Raw genomic sequence first — 1537 nt, 5'->3', positions numbered from 1 at the left:
AATTTAAAGACAAAGCTTTGTATACTAGGGAACAAGCTAATGAAGATTATGAGTGGATCAAACAAGTATCTAAAAAGGATATTCAAGACAAAGGCCTAAAACAAGCAAATAGTTCAGCATACTTAAATGCAGTTAAAGGCCAATGTGATTTAAATGATTTATGGCCAACTAAAGACAAGTCAGATAGCAACTCTACAGAGAATGAAATAGCTAAAGTATTAAAAGAAGCTTTGGGTGATATATAATGAATTTCCATGAGAAGCAATTAGAAGTATTAAGAAGCTTTAAGTATGATAATCCTAAGATATTAATATGTAGTGGTGCTAAAAGAGCTGGTAAGACTTATGTATTGTCTTTAATATTTATATGGCATGTGGCCAAGTATAAGGACATGAATTTATCTTTTATATTAGGTGGTACAAGTCAAGCTTCTTTAAGACGTAATGTTATTAATGATTTAGAGGTGCTACTCAATAGAGAAATTAAGTTATCTAAGGATAATTCTTTTGAACTATTTGGCAATAAAATATATTGTTTTCATGGTGCTAATTCTGATGCCTTTAAACAAATGAGAGGGTTTACAAGTGCAGGTGCTTTTTTAAATGAAGCTACTACATTACATGATAGTTTTGTAAAGGAAGCTATTTCAAGATGCTCATATGAAGGTGCTAGAATCTATATGGATACTAACCCCGAGAACCCAACTCATACCGTTAAAATAGATTACGTTGATAAAGATGGCCAAAGATTATCTAACGGTCAACTTAATATAAAAGCTTTTAATTTTACCCTATATGATAATACATTTTTAAATAGGGAATATGTTGAATCAATAGAAGCTTCCACGCCAAGTGGAATGTTTTTCGATAGAGATATATTAGGGGTATGGGTAGCAAGTGAAGGTGTAGTTTATAAAGACTTTAATAAAGATACTCATTACATAAAAACAATAGATGATATTAAATTTAAAAAGTATTTTGCAGGCGTTGACTGGGGTTATGAACATCACGGATCAATAGTAGTATGTGGTGAAGATTATGAGGGCAACTATTATCTAATAAAAGAAATTGCTAGACAACATAAGGAAATTGACTTTTGGGTTGATGAAGCTAAGAAAATAAAGTCAATGCATGGTGATATTACTTTTTATTGTGATAGTGCTAGGCCCGAACACGTTCAAAGGTTTAGACGCGAAGGTATTCAAGCTAGAAATGCAGACAAGTCGGTACTAAGTGGAATAGAGGTTGTATCTAAGCTTCTTAAATCTAATAAATTATTCGTAGTAGAAAACGAAGTAGATTTATTTAAAACTGAAATATACAACTATGTATGGCATAGTGGCAAAGACGAGCCTGTAAAAACTAATGATGATGTTTTAGATGCTTTGAGGTATGCCTTATACAGTGACAATAAGAAAAAAGGATTGCCTAGAGGATTTATCAATGCAAATATTTAAGAGGGGGTGATTATATGTTAACAAATTTAGACTTTTTAAAATTAGGTGCAAGTTTCCCACCTGCCAGCGAAACTGAAAGAC

2 protein-coding genes are annotated in these 1537 nt (G+C 31.9%); both read left to right on the top strand.

The genetic code is table 11. The annotated features are described in order from the left end of the window. On the top strand, positions 1-245 hold a 245-nt coding region (locus tag VLM92_RS05040; RefSeq protein ID WP_325275266.1), incomplete at its 5' end, for a hypothetical protein. Next, positions 245-1456 carry a PBSX family phage terminase large subunit gene (locus VLM92_RS05035; protein ID WP_325275265.1) on the top strand — a complete coding sequence of 404 codons (1212 nt, stop codon included), beginning with the start codon at positions 245-247 and terminating at the stop codon, positions 1454-1456. The genes VLM92_RS05040 and VLM92_RS05035, both read left to right, overlap by 1 nt. Positions 1457-1537 lie beyond the last annotated feature (81 nt).

The sequence above is a fragment of the Romboutsia sp. genome (assembly GCF_035470145.1).
Lineage (GTDB): Bacteria > Bacillota > Clostridia > Peptostreptococcales > Peptostreptococcaceae > Romboutsia_D.
Note: the sequence above shows the minus strand (reverse complement) of the source record. Positions and strands in the feature narration are given on the sequence as shown.

Excerpts from the sequence above, each read along its gene's own strand:
- VLM92_RS05035 (WP_325275265.1), top strand. The coding sequence starts at position 245 with ATGAATTTCCATGAGAAGCAATTAGAAGTATTAAGAAGCTTTAAGTAT.